This window comes from Peribacillus sp. NPDC056705 (genome assembly GCF_043656335.1).
In genome coordinates this window covers 235,641-253,833 of record NZ_JBHTYI010000005.1, presented here as the reverse complement: position 1 = coordinate 253,833, position 18,193 = coordinate 235,641, and the positions used below count along the sequence as shown (strand labels likewise).

Here is an 18,193-nt window from a genome sequence, read left to right as displayed (position 1 = left end):
AGAAATGATGAGAAATTTTTTCAAAATATTATGTTTATTATGCATCTCTGTATCATTATCTGGCTGCTTATATCCGGAAAAGCAAAAAATGCAAAACCAACTGCCTTATAAAGAGCAAATACAATCAGTCCAAAGTGCAGTGGACCAATTTCAGAAAGATGAGGGCGGCATACTGCCCATCGTTACAAAAGACGCTGAAACACCGATTTATCAAAAATATGTCATAAAATTTTCTAAGATTTCACCGAGGTATATGGCTGAACCGCCAGACAATGCCTTTGAATCGGGAGGCGTCTTTCAATACATCCTCGTAAATGTTGAAAAGGATCCGACTGTAAAGCTGTTGGATGTCAGGATGGCGCAGAAGATTCAGGATGTTTCCTTGAGATTGACTGCTTATCAGCAAAGCAACGGATATCCGCCATTTAAGGAAAGGTTATCCGATAATGTCTTCACTCTTGATTATGAAAAAATGGGCCTGAAGGAAGCTCCGACGGTCACGAGCCCATTTTCACAAAAAGACTTATATCTTGTAGTCGATGGTCAAGGCAGTATTTTTGTTGATTATACCCCGGATTTACTTGAGGCATTGAAGAAGCATGAGGGGGAAATTAAGCAAGGTGAAGATATCCGGAAACTGCTGGTTCAGAGTTCGGAGTTCGTCCCTGCCTATTCATTGCCATATACAATTGATGGAAAAACAAATAATCCAATATTTCTTACAAAATAGGCATAACCCTTCTTCTGCAAAATATATTGTAGGGGAAGGGTTATTTCATTTATCTTTATTTCATCTTACTTTTAAAATAACAACCCTTATATAAAATTTCTGGTGGAGGAAGGGATTGAACCAGGGAAATAATTGGAATAAATTTTTAGGACAACATCATAGATATATAGTGTCCTAAATAAATGCAAATGGATAAACGAAATCCCAAAACTCTAATTCGGGAGGGGATACCTTGGAAAAGGTAGATATTTTTAAAGATATAGCTGAACGGACCGGTGGCGATATATACTTGGGGGTGGTCGGTGCCGTCAGGACAGGGAAATCCACATTTATTAAAAAATTCATGGAGCTAGTCGTCATTCCGAATATACCGTCAGAAGCGGACCGTGCCAGGGCACAGGATGAATTGCCTCAAAGTGCAGCCGGAAAGACGATCATGACGACGGAACCAAAATTCGTACCGAATCAGGCAGCATCGATTCAAGTAGCTGAAGGCCTCGACGTGAACATCCGTTTAGTCGATTGTGTCGGTTATACAATACCAGGGGCTAAAGGGTATGAAGATGAAAATGGTCCCCGCATGATTCACACACCTTGGTATGAAGAACCGATTCCGTTCAATGAAGCGGCTGAGATCGGTACTCGCAAAGTAATTCAGGATCATTCCACATTAGGTGTAGTCGTTACGACGGATGGATCGATAGGAGAAATTCCGCGAAGTGATTATTTAGAGGCCGAGGAAAGGGTTGTCGAAGAATTGAAGGAGGTTGGCAAACCATTTATCATGATTGTCAATTCCGTTCAGCCCCACCACCCGAATACGGTAGCACTGAAGGAATCCCTGCAGGAAAAGTATGATATCCCTGTATTGGCCATGAGTGTCGAAGGAATGCGGGAATCGGATGTTTATAGCGTACTGCGCGAGGCCCTGTACGAGTTTCCTGTCCTTGAGGTCAATGTTAATCTCCCGAGCTGGGTAATGGTTCTGCGCGAGGATCATTGGTTGAGGGAAAGTTACCAGGACGCGGTTAAAGAGACCGTCAAGGACATTAAACGCTTGAGGGATGTGGATCGTGTAGTCGGTCATTTCAATGAATTCGAGTTCATTGACCGTGCCGCGCTTGCAGGCATTGAGATGGGTCAGGGTGTTGCAGAAATAGACCTATACGCCCCAGATGAACTCTATGATGAAATCTTGAAGGAAATTGTCGGTGTAGAGATCCGGGGCAAGGATCATCTGTTATCATTGATGCAGGACTTTGCGTATGCTAAAGCAGAATATGATCAGGTGGCCGATGCATTAAGAATGGTCAAACAAACTGGATATGGTGTTGCAGCCCCATCCCTTAACGATATGAGTCTTGATGAACCGGAAATCATCCGTCAGGGAGCCCGGTTCGGTGTCAGGCTAAAAGCCGTAGCTCCTTCCATCCATATGATCAAGGTCGATGTCGAATCCGAGTTCTCGCCAATCATCGGTACGGAAAAGCAAAGTGAGGAATTAGTCCGGTATCTGATGCAGGATTTCGAAGACAATCCACTTTCCATTTGGAACTCCGATATTTTTGGCAGAAGCCTAAGTTCTTATGTAAGGGAAGGCATACAAGTGAAATTAGCGATGATGCCAGACAATGCGCGCTATAAATTGAAAGAAACACTGGAGAGGATCATTAATGAGGGCAGTGGGGGATTGATTGCCATCATCTTATAGAAAACGTTTAAAAGCTGGACCAACTCCATTTATGGATTGGTCTTTTTGCATGGGATGAACGGCAGGATCGCAGAAAAAATACCATTTATGAATGCTAATATTTGAAATGATCTGCCGTTATTTAGTATAATCTTAAAAAAACCCTGTGGTTAAGCGATTTTCAGCAATATAATAAGTTTAATTTCTATAAAAAAGGGAAATGATGAATAGCGAAAGACAAAATTTATAATATATACAATTATTAATGAAAAGATTCCCATTATTTTTTGAATTCCCTTGCTAAGCTAATAGGATTTGTGATAATCTACATACAGAAAACGCGTTATAACAGCGATTTCAACCTATTTATAGGTTTCCGGATGAATTATTTGGAAATTATTCGGGCTTGGTAATCCATGATTGCCAGGGAATGAAAATTTTTTGACCGAAACTAATATCAAATCACTATTATAGTGTTGTAATAATGATTTTTTATAAAGATCCCTTTTGGGAGGAGGTGAATGGCATGAACAAAACAGAATTAATTAATGAAGTTGTTACAGCAACTGAAATTTCTAAGAAAGACGCTACAAAAGCTGTTGATGCTGTTTTTGATACAATCTTAGAAGCTCTAAAAAACGGTGATAAAGTCCAATTGATTGGTTTTGGTAACTTTGAAGTTCGTGAACGTGCGGCTCGTAAAGGCCGTAACCCACAAACTGGTGACGAAATCGAAATTGCAGCTAGCAAAGTGCCAGCTTTCAAACCCGGTAAAGCGCTGAAAGATGCAGTGAAGTAATTCTACCATTACATACGGGTGCTTAACCGAAAAGGGCCGCGTGAAAACGCGGTCCTTTTTTTGCTTCTTAATTTCCATCTGTGATAATATAAAAGACAGTGAATATTTTTGAAACGCTAACAGATGGTAAATCCGCCACAAGGAAATGACCATCCGAATACAGCTTCCGACGAAACTGCCTTAAAGGCCGTCAATGTATGGGGGAATGGGGCGCTTTAATAATCGTAATTATCGATATCCGGGTGCAACGCCTTGGATTTTTTATCTGAATACATAATATTATTGATTTTTTAGGAGGTACAAAAAATGGCTAATGTTGATCATGCCAAATTAGAAGAAGCGGTTAAAATGCTTCTTGAAGCTGTAGGGGAAGACCCAACGAGGGAAGGACTGCTGGATACTCCTAGCCGTGTAGCCAGAATGTATGAAGAAATTTTTTCTGGACTTAATCAGGATCCAAAGGAATATTTCGATACTGTTTTTGGGGAGGACCATGAAGAACTCGTACTTGTAAAGGATATTCCGTTTTACTCAGTATGTGAACATCATTTAGTCCCTTTTTACGGGAAAGCCCATGTAGCATATATTCCGAAAAACGGAAAAGTGACTGGCCTAAGTAAATTGGCACGGGCGGTTGAGGCTGTATCGAAGCGTCCGCAACTTCAAGAGCGCATCACTTCTACAGTTGCTGACTCGATAATGGAAAAGCTCGAGCCACATGGTGTAATGGTTGTAGTAGAGGCTGAACATATGTGCATGACCATGCGCGGTGTAAAAAAACCCGGATCTAAAACAGTGACTTCCGCTGTAAGGGGAACGTTTGCGAAGGATCACCGTACTAGAGCTGAAGTGCTGGCATTCATTAAAGACTAAGGACATGGGGGCAGGAAAAAATGAATGAAAAAAAGATTCTGAATGATTTTGTCGTAATCAAAGCCATTGAGGATAGCGTGAATGTCATCGGGTTGACAAGAGGAACGGACACCAAGTTTCATCACTCCGAAAAGCTTGACTCGGGAGAGGTGATGATCGCCCAATTCACCGAGCATACCTCGGCAATTAAAATCAGGGGCCATGCAAAGGTCTATACTCCATTCGGAGAGATAGAAAGTGATTCCAAAAAGAATTCTCCTGATAAATGATAGCGTCTCAATGCCTGGTTAATTAGTAAATCAATCATCTGATATGGGTTTAACAAGCTGTAAATTTCCCGCATCCATTTTTTTGAAGAGCAAAAGACAATGGTTTCCTTATTTTTGGAAGTTTCATTTTATAAACGTTGACCATTTCATCTGATTGTTTTTATGGTATAATAATGTGTATTTGACACAGACAGAAACCAATATGTATGAAAAAAATTATCTTTCGGGGATGCAAGGGTGATCTCAATTGTTAAACATAACGGACGACATAAAGCAATTAAAACGATTAATAGAAACGAAAGCTCAACATCCATATTTATTGAAGTATATACAAAAGCCAAGCTTGGACGAAGATAAACTGATATTGCTTTGGGGATTGTTTAACGATTTGGACGTTACAAGCGAAAAACGGAATCAATATATCATTTCAACCATGTTAGTGCAAATAGCTCTGGATACCCATGAGATCGTCTCGAATTCGGGTGAAGGAATCGAGTCGCCAGAAGTATTGAAAAATCGTCAATTGCAAGTGCTTGCCGGAGATTACTATAGCGGCTTATATTATCAAGGGCTTGCCAGTGTAGGTAATGTTGACATGATCCGTATACTTTCAAGCGCGATAAAAAAAATAAATGATAATAAAATCATCCTTTACCAACAAGGTTCCATTAATGATGTACCAACGCTTTTAATGACGATAAAAGCGATCGAGGCTTCGCTGATTCATAAGCTGGGGGAGTACTATAGTGAGCCTGCCTGGATGGAACTATCGGAAGATCTGTTGCTTTTAAAACGGTTGCATGTTGAGAAAAGCAGTTATATGAAGTCGGGTCAATCGATAGTTTTTGATGTCCTAAGGGAAATGCCTTTTTATGACTCGATTGATGGGGAAGTTCCCATTTCGGAAAAAGAAGAACAGGTACGCAGCCAATTCGACAAGTGCCTGTCGGATGCCAGGCAATCCGTAGAGCGCTCGATGCGGAAGCTTGCAAAGTTGGATGATGAGCTATTGGAAAGAGTGAAGGCCATCTTGGAACAAACAGAGAGTATAGCAAATTCATATGTGAAAGAAGGGTGAAACATGGAGCAGTCTAAAGAGCAAAAAGTTCATCATGTCTTTGAAAAGATCTACGGAAATTATGACAAGATGAATTCCCTCATCAGCTTTAAACAGCATCTTAAATGGCGTAAGGCTACAATGGCCATCATGAATGTCCCAAAAGGCGCCCATGCACTGGATGTATGCTGTGGAACAGCGGACTGGACCATTGCCCTTGCTAATGAAGTAGGACCAGAAGGAAAGGTTGTTGGTCTGGATTTTAGTAAGAACATGCTGAAAATCGGCGAACAAAAGGTGAATGAACTCAATCTAGATCAAGTCTCCCTAATGCATGGGAATGCAATGGAGCTTCCTTTTGAGGATAATAGCTTTGACTATGTCACGATCGGTTTCGGGCTGCGGAATGTCCCTGATTACATGAAAGTGCTTAAAGAGTTAAACCGTGTAGCCAAGCCGGGTGGAATGGTCGTTTGCCTGGATACATCACAGCCAACGATGCTAGGCTTTAAACAGGGCTATTATTTTTATTTCCGTTTCATTATGCCCATGTTCGGCAAATTATTCGCAAAAAGCTATAGTGAATACTCATGGCTGCAGGAATCAGCCCGGGATTTCCCAGGCATGAAAAAGCTTGAAAACATGTTTAAGCAGGCAGGAATGGAAAATGTCAGTTATAAGGCCCATTTCGGTGGGGTAGCAGCAACACATTTCGGGTACAAGCCTTCAAAATAAGCAGAATAGCAATGGACAAAGCTGGGTGGAATGTATGAAATTTAAAATGATGTATTCATTTTTGAATGCAGATTTGCAATTAATAGAAAAAGAGCTGGAAGCCGCAATTGAAGCGGATTCCACGGTTTTAAGGGAAGCTTCCCTGCATTTACTGCAATCCGGTGGAAAACGGATCCGTCCGGTATTCGTCCTATTGGGTGCGAAGTTTGGCAACTATGATATTCATGTCGTAAAACATGTCGCAGCGACTTTGGAACTCATCCATACCGCCTCGCTTGTACATGATGATGTTGTGGATGATGCGGATTTACGCAGGGGATCGGCTACCATTAAGTCAAAATGGGATAATCGTGTCGCCATGTACACAGGCGACTTCATTTTTGCTCGTGCACTGGAAATGATGGCGGTTATCGAGTCTCCGCTTGCGCATCAAATTCTCGCTGATACTATGGTTGAACTATGTCTAGGGGAAATTGAACAAATAAAAGATAAGTACAATTTCGAACAGAATTGGCGGATATACTTTAGAAGGATCAAACGGAAAACGGCATTGCTCATAGCATCCAGCTGCCAGTTGGGAGCCATTTCAGCAGGTGTTGAAGAAAGGGTTCATCAAAAGTTATTTAAATTCGGATATTATGTCGGTATGTCCTATCAAATCACCGATGATATATTGGACTTTACGGCTTCGGAAGAAGAGCTTGGGAAACCAGCCGGCAGTGATTTGATTCAAGGTAATATCACTTTGCCCGTTTTGATTGCTATGGAAGATCCAAAGTTAAAAAAGCTTATCGAAACAGTTCGGGAAGATACGCCAAAAGACGAAATGTTCCATATAATCAATGCGATAAAAACTTCCGGTGCCATTGAACAGGCGGCGAGGATCAGTGATATGTATTTAGAAAAGGCTTTTACTGAATTGAAAGGCCTTCCTGCCATTAAAGCTAGAAAAACGTTATCGGACATCGCGAAAAATATCGGAAAAAGAAAGTTTTGATAATGGGAGTTGCGAAACTCAGCAAACAATGGTAATATTCTAAAAGTATTGCCTTATATAGACAAAATACAATGATACATATTAGGAGTGACATTCATGGAAAGAACATTTTTAATGGTTAAGCCTGACGGCGTTCAACGCAATCTAATCGGTGAAATCGTTTCCCGTTTTGAAAAGAAAGGCTTCCTTCTTGCAGGAGCAAAATTAATGGTGATTTCTCAAGAATTGGCCGAGCAACATTATGGCGAGCACAAAGAACGTCCTTTCTTTGGCGAATTAGTGGACTTCATTACTTCAGGTCCTGTCTTCGCAATGGTTTGGGAAGGTGAAAACGTAATCGCTACTGCACGTCAAATGATGGGTGCGACTAATCCTAAAGATGCAGCAGCAGCAACAATTCGTGGCGACTTTGCCGTAACTGTCGGCAAAAACATCATTCACGGATCTGATTCAGCTGAAAGCGCTGTACGTGAAATCGGTTTATTCTTCAAAGAAGAAGAAATTGTTGAGTATTCTAAACTTGTAAGCGAGTGGGTTTATTAATTAATACGATCACTCTATAAAAAGCGGGTTCCATCGTCATTATGCGATGGAACCCGCTTTTTTTGTATGGCTTTTTTAGTTTCCCGGCAAGGTGAGGAATTATTTTAGTTTAAAGAAAATATGGCACTCTCCGATATATATAGGGAAGGACCACTTTAAATAATTATGTGCAGGGGAGTCGTAGGAATGCCTCAAGAATATGAAGAGTTTATTCGTAATATCAAAATGTTGACAGGCATTGATTTGGCATTATATAAGGAAGGGCAAATGAAAAGGCGGCTAACAACTCTATATGAAAAAAGAGGATATCATTCATTTCGTGAATACTATAAAGACATTCAAACCAATTCCGGAGTTTTAAATGAGTTTTTGGATAGAATGACAATCAATGTTTCCGAATTTTATAGAAATGCGAAAAGGTGGGAAGTGTTGGAGCGTAAAATCCTTCCTGGATTATTAGCAAGCAAAAAAAAGTTGAAAATTTGGAGTGCAGCCTGTTCAACTGGCGAGGAACCATATACGATTGCAATGATATTATCCAATCTGGTTCCGCTTAGCCAGATAGAGATATTGGCGACGGATCTGGATGAAAATGTATTGGCGCGAGCGAAATTGGGGTTGTATCCTGAACGTTCCTTAAATGAAGTACCTGAAGAAATCAAAAGGAAATACTTTGAAAAAAGGGATGAGTTTTATCGTGTCGATGATGAAATCAAGAGAAGTGTGACATTTAAAAAGCAAAACCTTCTCGCTGATCGGTTCGAACGGGAGTTCGATTTAATCGTTTGCCGCAATGTTTTAATTTATTTCACTGAAGAAGCCAAAAATTTATTATATGAAAAATTCAGTGCATCACTAAAAAGTGGCGGGGTCTTTTTTGTAGGAAGTACAGAGCAAATATTCACCCCAGGAAAATATCAATTTGAAACGGTCGACACATTTTTTTATAAGAAAAAGTAAATACTTTGGATAAAAAGGGACTGATTCTGTACATAAGCATTCAGTCCCTTTTCGTTTGTCGTGAAAAGGCAAATCCAGTAGAACTCAAATTTGAAAGATTAAACTATATCGAAAATGTTTAAGTACTTGTAAAATAGAGAGAAAAGTGATTAAATTCAAACAATATGGTTTTTACGTTTTACATATACCCATATTTCATAAAATTGTGGTATATTGATACATATACACTTTAAAGTGCTAAAAGGGGGCTGGAAGATGAGATATTTAACAGCGGGAGAATCACATGGTCCGCAACTGACTACTATCATTGAAGGGTTACCGGCAGGAATGCCGATATCGAATGAGGATATTAATCAAGAGTTAGGGCGCCGGCAAAAAGGGCATGGACGTGGAAGAAGGATGCAGATCGAGAAAGATCAGGCATTCATTTCTTCGGGAATCAGACATGGCTACACACTCGGTTCACCGGTTGCTTTGGTGGTTGAGAACGATGACTGGAAGCATTGGACAAAGATTATGGGAAGTGAAGGGCTTTCTGAAGAGGAAGCTGAAGAAATTAAACGTAAAATCACCCGGCCTCGTCCTGGTCATGCCGACTTGAACGGCGGGATTAAATATGGGCACCGCGATTTGAGAAATGTTCTGGAACGCTCTTCAGCCCGTGAAACGACAGTTAGGGTGGCTGCAGGTGCTGTCGCTAAAAAGCTATTGTCTTTATTGGGGATAGAAGTGGCATCGCATGTTTTGGAAATTGGCGGAGTGAAGGCAGAACCGCCAAAATACGAAACGATTCAGCAATTGCAACAAGTAACGGAAGAATCTTCTGTTAGATGTTTTGACAAAAACGTAGAGCAACAGATGAAGGATGCAATTGATGAAGCTAAACAAAAAGGAGATTCCATCGGCGGAATCGTTGAAGTCATTGTAGAAGGAATGCCTGTAGGTGTGGGAAGTTATGTGCATTATGACCGTAAGCTTGATGCAAAACTAGCCGCAGCGATAATGAGCATCAATGCTTTTAAAGGTGTGGAAATAGGTCTTGGATTTGAAGCGGCCCATCTATTCGGCAGTGAGGTCCATGATGAAATCGCATGGGACGAAGATCAGGGTTATTACCGGAAAACCAATCGCCTTGGCGGTTTTGAAGGCGGTATGACAACTGGAATGCCGATAGTTGTACGCGGTGTGATGAAGCCGATCCCGACTTTATATAAACCTTTGAAAAGTGTTGATATCGATACGAAGGAAGTGTTTGAAGCAAGTGTCGAGCGTTCCGATAGTTGTGCGGTTCCTGCTGCAGCGGTAGTTGCTGAAGCGGTAGTGGCATGGGAGCTGGCGGCTGCCATCATTGATCAATTCCCTTCAGATCGGTATGAGCAATTAGCAGAATACATGAAATCATATCGGGAAGAAGTAAAGGGGTTTTAAATCATGGAATCCATCCAAATAAAAACGGCTTCCAAGCAATATCCGGTTTTAATTGGCAAGAGGGCAATAAATGAATTGCCAGAATTAATAACACACGAATTAAATCATCTAAACAAGATTCTGATCATAACTGATGAGAAAGTGGCGGCACTTCATTTGGAAACTGTGAAAAACGCTCTGATCAAGACGGGAAAACCGGTCCTGCATCATGTAGTGCCAGAAGGGGAGCATGCTAAAACTTTCGATGTGTTTTATGAATGCCAAAGCTTCTGCTTATCCCATCAGATTAATCGCAAGTCATTGATTATCGCCCTTGGCGGTGGTGCAGTCGGTGACTTGGCTGGATTCGTTGCGGCCACTTTTATGAGAGGGATTCCATTTATACAGGTTCCGACCACTTTGCTCGCCCATGATAGTGCAGTGGGCGGCAAGGTTGCCATCAATCACCCGCTGGGGAAAAATATGATTGGGGCCTTTCATCAGCCTGAAGCGGTCATTTATGATCTTGAGTTTCTTAAAACTTTGCCTCTTAAAGAATTAAGGTCAGGTTTTGCGGAAGTCATTAAACATTCCTTGATAGCAGATAATGAGTTTTATCTATGGTTAAAGTCGAATATTGTTGATTTGAATGATCTAACGGATGAGCAGTTCCTGACAATGATTACAAAAGGAATTGGCATTAAAGCTAAAATTGTCGAAGAGGATGAGAGGGAAAACGGCATTCGTGCCTTTTTGAATTTTGGTCATACTCTTGGACATGCAGTGGAAAGTTCAATGGGATACGGAAACTTTACGCATGGTGAATCAATTTTAATCGGGATGGTATATGCTCTTAGATTAAGCAGAAAAAAAGTGGATCTCGATTTTAAACTAGATGAGTTTATTGACTGGGTTTCTTCTTTAGGTTATCAAATAATCATTCCAACCCGACTTGAACATGCAATGCTACTTGATTTAATGAAAACAGACAAAAAATCGGTCAATGATTCAGCTACCTTTGTTCTGCTAAACGAAGTGGGGTCACCGCTATTAATGGATATAGCCGACTCTAAGCTGATAGAGGAAATGGCGGATATGATATAGAGTTCTAAAGAAGGGGGGACTATGTGTGATAAGAGGAATAAGGGGTGCCACTACAGTAGAGAGAGACACAGAGATGGAAGTGATTTCAGCTGTCGAAAAGTTGATGGCGGAGATCATTCGGGTCAACGAGATTGATCCGGATATGGTAGCTTCTGTATTTTTTTCTGCGACGGAAGAGATTCGTTCTGTCTTCCCCGCCAAAGCCTTGAGGAAATTCGAAGGCTGGACTTATGTACCGGTTACATGCATGAAAGAAATACCGGTGACCAACTCCCTGCCATTTTGCATCCGGGTCATGATCCACGTAAATACGACGAAACCTCAAAAAGAAATACATCATGTATACCAGGCAGGGGCTACGGTATTACGGCCAGATTTGACAAAGCAGATATAAGATGATTTTAAATCTATGAATATGATATACTACTTTCGCACTTTGTTACTTTAAAGTGATAAAATATATATAGAGGTGATTGACATGAAATGGAATGAAGCGGTCCTTTCCTTGAAGTCTTATCAACCGGGAAAATCCACTGATGAAGTGAAAAAATTATACGGGTTGGAAAAAATCACGAAATTAGCTTCAAATGAAAATCCTTTTGGCTGTTCGGAAAAGGTCAAGGAATCCGTTAGGAATTCAACCCATTCGTTTGCCATCTATCCGGATGGATATGCCACGATGCTTAGGGAAGCTGTTGCAAAACATACAGGTGTGAAAGAAACTCAGCTTATTTTTGGAAATGGATCTGATGAGAACATTCAAATCATCTCCAGAAGTCTATTGGGAGCAGGAAAGAATACGGTCATGGCAACAGGCACTTTTTCGCAGTATCGCCATAATGCCACGTTAGAAGGTGCGGAAATCAGGGAAGTTCCCCATATTGATGGTGCTCATGATCTAGAAGGAATGCTTAAAGTAATAGATGAAAAAACAGCGGTAGTCTGGCTTTGTACACCAAATAATCCAACTGGTAAATACATTTCGGAACAGGACTTAGTATCGTTCATCGAAAAAGTGCCGGAAGATGTTCTTATCGTTTTAGATGAAGCTTATTGTGAATATGCAACAGCTGAGGATTACCCGAGAACGAATCAATGGATTAATAAATATAAAAATTTGATCATACTCCGGACATTCTCAAAAATTTATGGACTTGCCAGTTTTAGGGTAGGGTATGGGTTGGCGGATGAAGATATTATTCAGAAACTAGATCCATCCCGGGAACCATTCAATGTGAACACATTTGCACAGAATATTGCTATCGTCGCTTTGGAAGATCAAGCCTTCATTGAAAAATGCAAGGAAGAAAATCAAAAAGGGCTCAAGCGGTACTATGAATTTTGCAATAAGGAAAATTTAGCTTATTACCCGTCACAAGGTAATTTCATCTTTATCCATTTTAAACAGGATGCCGACGTGGTGTTTCAATATTTGCTTGAACGCGGGTACATCGCAAGGTCGGGGAAATCTTTCGGTTTTCCTAACAGCCTGAGGGTAACGATTGGCTCCACTGAAGAAAATGAAGGAATGATTAATGCTATTAAAACTTTTTTGAATGAAGCTGAGGCACCTTCTGATTCGCTGCTTTAACGTTTCATCAAACCTAGAGGAGCATAAAAGATGCGGGGGAGAGAAGAGTGAAGGGTAAGGTTTTTGTAATAGGTTTAGGTCTAATTGGCGGATCACTGGCCATGGCTGTACGCCATGCACATCCTGAAGCCGTGATTGTTGGTACGGACCTAAGTGAAAAGAATGTTCAACTATCGACGCTATTGGGGATCATTGATGAGTCTGTATCATCTTTGGAAGCGGGAGCACGTGAAGCTGATTTGATTCTACTTGCTGTGCCTGTCAATGAAACCGTGAAGATTTTAGCTCAATTGGCTGATATGGATTTAAAAAGTGATGTCCTCATATCGGATGCAGGAAGTACGAAGGATACAGTCGTAAAGGCAGCAAAACCATTGATAGATAAAGGGGTGGCCTTCATCGGGGGGCACCCTATGGCTGGTTCCCATAAAAGCGGTGCTGCGGCAGCCAAATTGCATTTATTCGAACACGCATTTTATTTGCTTACTCCCGGCGATTCCATTGAAGAAGAAAAAGTTGAGCAGCTTAAACGCTGGCTGCAAGGGACAAGAGCTAACTTTCTGGTTGTGAGTCCTGCCACGCATGATAAGCTGACTGGGGTCATTAGTCATTTTCCGCATATTGTCGCATCGGGGCTCGTTAAGCAGGCAGAACATTACAGTAAGGAAAACAAGTTGATTTCAAGGCTTGCAGCAGGCGGATTCCGAGATATTACAAGAATTGCTTCAAGCAGTCCGGAAATGTGGCGTGACATTTTGTTACATAACCGGGATGTGCTACTTGAATTAATGAATGATTGGCTGAATGAAATGGAGCATATAAAAGGTCTGGTTGCTAGTGAAGATAGTGAAGAAATCCTTCGATTCTTTACCGATGCCAAGATTTTCAGGGATGATTTGCCTACACATGCAAAAGGCGCCATACCAGCGTTTTATGATTTATATATCGATATACCGGATTATGCCGGAATAATTTCTGAGATTACCGGATACTTGGCTCAAGAAGGTATCAGCATTACAAACATAAGGATCATTGAAACCAGGGAAGAGATATACGGTGTGCTGGTCATCAGCTTCCAAACGGATGTTGATCGAATTAAAGCTGCGGAGTGTATTTCTAGACATACAGATTATGAAACGATCCTGGCATAATATTGATAGGAAAGGATGGTTTTATGAATTCAAAAAAATTACAAACAAACATCCGAACTTTACGTGGTTCGATTGCCATACCTGGAGATAAGTCGATCTCCCATCGTTCGATAATGTTCGGAGCGCTTGCCGAAGGGGAAACGACAGTCACTAATTTTCTTCCAGGAGCCGACTGTTTAAGTACGATTTCCTGTTTTAAGCAGCTTGGAGTCCATATTGAACAAGATGGCCAGAACGTCAAAATTGAAGGCAAAGGTTTTAATGGGTTAAAGGAACCTGAATCTGTACTGGATGTCGGAAATTCTGGTACTACGATCAGGTTAATGATGGGCATTTTGGCAGGCCAGCCATTTTCGGCCGTTTTGGCAGGTGATGAATCGATAGCCAAACGTCCAATGACCAGGGTAGTCAACCCTCTTCGTCAGATGGGAGCAGTCATTGATGGCCGAAAAGGAGCGGAATACACCCCGCTCTGCATAAGAGGTGGCAAATTAAAAGGGTTTCGCTATGAATTGCCTGTAGCAAGTGCGCAGGTAAAATCAGCGATAATCTTGGCTGGTTTACAGGCGGAAGGCGAAACGGTCATTATCGAACCGGAAGAGACCCGTGATCATACAGAACGAATGATCCAAGAGTTTGGCGGGAAAATCGAAAAGGACGGTCACACGATTAAAGTAAGCGGAAACCAAGTCTTCAAAGGGACTTCCATCCATGTGCCGGGTGATATTTCTTCGGCGGCTTTCTTCATGGTGGCTGCAGCGATTACGGAAAATAGTGAAGTGGTGTTAAAGAATGTGGGCCTTAATCCGACAAGGACAGGAATCATCGAAGTCATGAAATCGATGGGGGCGGATATTACGATAGAGAAGAAGACGAGCGAGGGTGAACCAGCAGGAGACATCACTGTCAGAAGTTCCCGACTAAAAGGGACGACCATCAGCGGTGATTTAATTCCCCGACTCATCGATGAAATACCGGTAATTGCACTTCTGGCAACACAGGCTGAAGGGATAACGACAATCAAGGATGCAGCAGAACTTAAAGTGAAAGAGACGAATCGAATTGATACTGTTGCGAATGAGCTCTCCATCCTTGGGGCAGATATAACCCCGACAGCAGATGGATTGATCATCAAAGGACGTAAAGCCCTTAATGGAGGTAAGGTTACAAGCCATGGAGATCATCGTATCGGGATGATGCTTGCTGTAGCGGCTATGATAACGGATGGGGAAGTGGAACTTGCTGACCCTGATGCCATAGATGTATCATATCCACAATTTTTTGGGCATTTGAGTCAATTGATAAAGTAAATATAAAAAAAGTTTACATACCTTATTTGGTCTGTAAACTTTTTTTAAATGCTCAAAAGTGTTGAAAGCGCTAACATTCGGGCTTTTTTTACCTGTATGGTCATGAAAATAATGAAAAAGGGGTTCATGATCAAAAAGGAGATTCACCATAGCGTGGAGAATTAACTAGTAACCTTTTTTTAATGAGAATGGGAGGGGACTTCATCAATGGAATACAGGGCTACAGTGTGGTAAACTAATGAATACTGTTTACTATGCATCTCGCGTATACAAGGTATTTTGTTCTTAATGGAAGAATATGTTACATTATGGCGTGAGTGTGTGTATGACTAGGGACCAAGTCTATCTTGCAAAAGGAAGGATTCAACAATGAACACAGTGGAACAAGTTATACAGCATTTAAAAAAAGGGGAATTAACAGAAGCTCTTAAACATATAAATCGAATTAAAACATCAGAGTCAGCAGAGGACATATTGTTGCTGGCCGAAGAAATGCTCCAGCTTGGTTTTGCGGAGGAGGCAAAGGATCTTTTTGAACATCTGCTGCAGCTCTATCCCAATGAAGGAGAATTGATTGTTTCGTTGGCGGAAATCCTTATTGACATGGACCAGGAAGATGAAGCGATGCTGTTGCTTGAAAAAGTAAGTGCAGATGATGAAGTATATCCAAGTGCTTTGCTTTTGGAAGCGGACCTTTATCAATTACAGGGGATGGATGAGGTCAGCGAACGGAAATTACAGCAAGCCAAGGAAATGCTTCCAGATGAGATCATCATTGATTTTGCACTAGCTGAACTGTTCTTTCATCAAGGCAGGGATCAGGAAGCCATTGCAAATTACATAAAAGTTTTGAAACAGGAACAAGAAATCGCTGGTGTTAATGTCAATCAGAGGCTTGCTGAAGCATTAAGCAGTTCAGGAAAGTTCGAGGAGGCCCTTCCCCACTTTGAAAAGGCCTTACAGGAAGGACTTGAAATCAATACCCTATTTGAATATGCATTTACAGCTTTTCAGGCAGGTCTTTATGAGACAGCCGTACGAAAGTTTATTGAACTGAAAGAATTAGATCATGAATACCATTCTCTATATTTGTACCTGGCAAAGAGTTATGAACATCTTGAAGATCTGGAAAATGCCTTGAAAACGGTCAAAGAAGGAATCAAGGCTGATGAATTCAATAAGGAACTTTACTTCTTCGGAGGAAAAATAGCCTTGAAAAGCGGGCTTGATGAAGAGGCGGAAAATCTATTTAAAGAAGCACTTGCCATTGATCCGGGATACCTGGAAGCTGCACTCACCCTATTGAAATTATATATGCACCACGAAAGGTATGAAGATGTATTGGAATGTATTGGTGAAGTAAGGCGATATGGAGAGGATGATCCGCAGTTTGAATGGATAGCTGCTGTATCTTATCAGCAAACCGAACAATTTAAAGAGTCATTAACCAGCTATCATAAAGCATATAATTCATTCAAGAACAATCAAGATTTCCTTGAAGATTATGGTTTCTTTTTAATTGAAGAAGGAGACAGAGCGACATCTAGAGAAGTATTTAATAAGCTGCTTGAGATGAACCCGGCGAATGATGAGTATGCAATGATTTTGGAGCGGCTAGGTGAAAGCACGGATGAAATGTAGATAAGTGAAACAACACTAAATCAAGACAGAGGAGGGAATTCATGGTGGCTGCCCCTGTTTCTGTGAATGAGAAGAAGGATTTTATTCGGTGGTTTTTAAATCATTATCAACTGAAACGAAGAGAATGCGTATGGATATTGAATTACTTAATGAGTCATGATCAATTAATGAAAAAGGTTCATTTTGTAGAAAATGCACAATATTGCCCACGTGGACTGATCATGTCGACACATTGTGTGGATGAAGTCCCTTTCAGGTTCTATAAGTCCAATATCATGACGACCGATGCAGAGAAATCTTTTCATGATATCCGTTTAAATCGGGATGAAGACATTTATATTCAGCTCAATTTTAAATCGTCTTACTCTTCCTATCAATATGCAGCGGTTCTCGAGCACAATCCCTTCATGCCGAAATCAACTGCATCGAATGAAAAAGATCAGCTGCTGGCTGAACAATTTTTAGAAAGAAGCATGTTGTATTTCCAAAGGGACCGTTTGCTTAAGGAAATCGATGAAGCACTTGATAAGCATGATGAACAAGCATTTAAGAACTTAACAGAACAATTGAATCAATTAAAAGTACTTGGATAAAGTAAATTGACCTTTCCGTAATCAGGAAAGGTTTTTATTTTTTATGAAATATTGATAAAATCCACATTTTTGTAAAGACTATGGGTATATGGTAAAGATGTTATAAAAAAAATGGTAAAATGAAAAGGAGTTGATTCAAAAAATCGGGAGTGAAGAAAAACATGAAGTGGACAGCAAAAGATCTTGACATGTATAAGCAGTCAAAAGAGTTCGTGGATACCGTATTGATTCCTTTGGTTCCCCTATCTTTTAAAGGACAAATGAAGCAATCGGGCTCAATGAATGAATTTCTTACCATTTTAAGCTTGGAAATTGAAAAGCAGATGAAAGGAAGAATTCTTTTATTGCCAACATTTCATTATATAAGTGATGAAATGGATAAGGTTGAGCGGTTAAAGCGTTGGGCCAATGAAGTGAAAGAAAATGATTTCGAGCATGTTTTTTTTCTTACATCGGATTTTGAGTGGAAAAAGGAAGAGCGGGAATTAGACAATAATTTAGTATGGATTCCTGCCATCCCCCTCGATGGGCTTGAAATTGAACAAGCAAGGGAAATGATTAACCAGCAAGTTCTCCAAATCCTTGATATTTTCTCTTATAATTGGAAAAATGAAAAAAAGTAGGATTTTTCGCATAATTTGACACATAGTTGCCACCTTTTGGGTTTTACAAATATTGACCTTGGTAAATTATTGAGATATCATGGAAATGTCCTAGTTTTATAGTGTCGCTATTTATTGGTC

At 40.7% G+C, this 18,193-nt stretch carries 19 protein-coding genes; all 19 read left to right on the top strand.

The genetic code is table 11. The features are described 5' to 3' along the window. Positions 1–4: 4 nt before the first annotated feature. The 19 genes from ACFRAK_RS09690 (at position 5) to ACFRAK_RS09600 (ending at position 18,073) form a co-directional block, all read left to right on the top strand. Positions 5–730, top strand: a complete 726-nt coding sequence (locus ACFRAK_RS09690) for a hypothetical protein (protein ID WP_387597651.1) — start codon at positions 5–7, stop codon at positions 728–730. Positions 731–962: 232 nt separating this feature from the next. Continuing rightward, complete coding sequence (spoIVA, locus tag ACFRAK_RS09685) at positions 963–2,441, top strand: stage IV sporulation protein A (RefSeq protein WP_214789416.1); 1,479 nt, start codon at positions 963–965, stop codon at positions 2,439–2,441. A 505-nt stretch (positions 2,442–2,946) separates the two neighbouring features. Next, positions 2,947–3,219, top strand: coding sequence for an HU family DNA-binding protein (locus ACFRAK_RS09680; protein WP_034308023.1), 273 nt, complete (start codon positions 2,947–2,949; stop codon positions 3,217–3,219). A 306-nt stretch (positions 3,220–3,525) separates the two neighbouring features. Next, complete coding sequence (folE, locus tag ACFRAK_RS09675) at positions 3,526–4,092, top strand: GTP cyclohydrolase I FolE (protein ID WP_076365641.1); 567 nt, start codon at positions 3,526–3,528, stop codon at positions 4,090–4,092. A 20-nt stretch (positions 4,093–4,112) separates the two neighbouring features. After that, entirely contained in the window at positions 4,113–4,361 is a 249-nt protein-coding gene (mtrB, locus tag ACFRAK_RS09670; protein ID WP_076365643.1) for a trp RNA-binding attenuation protein MtrB, read from the top strand. Positions 4,362–4,608: 247 nt separating this feature from the next. Continuing rightward, entirely contained in the window at positions 4,609–5,439 is an 831-nt protein-coding gene (locus tag ACFRAK_RS09665; protein WP_387597646.1) for a heptaprenyl diphosphate synthase component 1, read from the top strand. A gap of 3 nt (positions 5,440–5,442) precedes the next feature. Beyond that, on the top strand, positions 5,443–6,153 hold the full coding sequence (locus ACFRAK_RS09660; protein ID WP_098370781.1) for a demethylmenaquinone methyltransferase: 711 nt from the start codon (positions 5,443–5,445) through the stop codon (positions 6,151–6,153). Between the two features lie 34 nt (positions 6,154–6,187). Beyond that, positions 6,188–7,150, top strand: a complete 963-nt coding sequence (gene hepT / locus ACFRAK_RS09655) for a heptaprenyl diphosphate synthase component II (protein WP_387597643.1) — start codon at positions 6,188–6,190, stop codon at positions 7,148–7,150. 96 nt (positions 7,151–7,246) lie between these two features. Beyond that, positions 7,247–7,693, top strand: coding sequence for a nucleoside-diphosphate kinase (gene ndk / locus ACFRAK_RS09650; RefSeq protein WP_076365651.1), 447 nt, complete (start codon positions 7,247–7,249; stop codon positions 7,691–7,693). Between the two features lie 186 nt (positions 7,694–7,879). Further along, positions 7,880–8,653, top strand: a complete 774-nt coding sequence (locus ACFRAK_RS09645; RefSeq protein WP_387707568.1) for a CheR family methyltransferase — start codon at positions 7,880–7,882, stop codon at positions 8,651–8,653. 255 nt (positions 8,654–8,908) lie between these two features. Next, a complete protein-coding gene (gene aroC, locus ACFRAK_RS09640) occupies positions 8,909–10,081 on the top strand; it encodes a chorismate synthase (RefSeq protein ID WP_387597636.1) in 1,173 nt (390 codons plus the stop codon). 3 nt (positions 10,082–10,084) lie between these two features. Beyond that, the gene (gene aroB, locus ACFRAK_RS09635; RefSeq protein ID WP_394571674.1) at positions 10,085–11,164 is read left to right on the top strand and encodes a 3-dehydroquinate synthase; all 1,080 of its coding nucleotides are present in this window, start codon (positions 10,085–10,087) and stop codon (positions 11,162–11,164) included. Between the two features lie 25 nt (positions 11,165–11,189). After that, positions 11,190–11,558 (top strand): chorismate mutase, encoded by a 369-nt coding sequence (gene aroH, locus ACFRAK_RS09630; protein WP_394571673.1) that lies wholly within the window; start codon positions 11,190–11,192, stop codon positions 11,556–11,558. Between the two features lie 84 nt (positions 11,559–11,642). Continuing rightward, positions 11,643–12,755, top strand: coding sequence for a histidinol-phosphate transaminase (hisC, locus tag ACFRAK_RS09625; protein WP_192205344.1), 1,113 nt, complete (start codon positions 11,643–11,645; stop codon positions 12,753–12,755). A gap of 47 nt (positions 12,756–12,802) precedes the next feature. Continuing rightward, a complete protein-coding gene (locus tag ACFRAK_RS09620) occupies positions 12,803–13,906 on the top strand; it encodes a prephenate dehydrogenase (protein WP_387597623.1) in 1,104 nt (367 codons plus the stop codon). Between the two features lie 23 nt (positions 13,907–13,929). After that, positions 13,930–15,216: a 3-phosphoshikimate 1-carboxyvinyltransferase gene (gene aroA, locus ACFRAK_RS09615; protein ID WP_394571672.1), complete on the top strand. Its 1,287-nt coding sequence runs from the start codon at positions 13,930–13,932 to the stop codon at positions 15,214–15,216. A gap of 369 nt (positions 15,217–15,585) precedes the next feature. After that, positions 15,586–16,857 (top strand): tetratricopeptide repeat protein, encoded by a 1,272-nt coding sequence (locus ACFRAK_RS09610; RefSeq protein ID WP_387597617.1) that lies wholly within the window; start codon positions 15,586–15,588, stop codon positions 16,855–16,857. A gap of 41 nt (positions 16,858–16,898) precedes the next feature. Further along, complete coding sequence (locus ACFRAK_RS09605; protein ID WP_063233222.1) at positions 16,899–17,450, top strand: ReoY family proteolytic degradation factor; 552 nt, start codon at positions 16,899–16,901, stop codon at positions 17,448–17,450. A gap of 161 nt (positions 17,451–17,611) precedes the next feature. Further along, complete coding sequence (locus tag ACFRAK_RS09600; protein WP_394571671.1) at positions 17,612–18,073, top strand: YpiF family protein; 462 nt, start codon at positions 17,612–17,614, stop codon at positions 18,071–18,073. Positions 18,074–18,193: the final 120 nt, after the last annotated feature.